The following is a 266-nucleotide window of genomic DNA, read 5'->3' as shown; positions in this document are numbered from 1 at the left end:
CGGCCGCCGTCTGGACCGCGGTGGGCACGGGAGAACTGCACCCCATCTGCATCTCGCCGTCGAAGCTCTACGCGACCTGGGGTGACCCGGCGCCCCACCAGGCGGCGCTGCTCGCGTGGCTGGAGGAGCGCACCGACCTCTGGCACGGCGTGGAGATGATCGACGGCCGCCCGCTGGTACGCGTCGCGGACCAGGGCGTGGTCGCGCCGGAGGCCCCGCAGCCGCTGCACCCCGCGCCGCGGGCGGAACCGGCGCCGGTCCCCGCC

General features: G+C 77.1%; 1 pseudogene. It reads left to right on the top strand.

Annotated features, from left to right (window positions below):
• Positions 1-266, top strand: a pseudogene (locus tag ACWGIU_RS35720) (class I SAM-dependent methyltransferase); the annotation flags it as partial.

This window comes from Streptomyces sp. NPDC054840, from assembly GCF_053611065.1.
The sequence above is the reverse complement of the archived record's forward strand: the minus strand, read 5'-3'. Positions and strand labels throughout refer to the sequence as shown.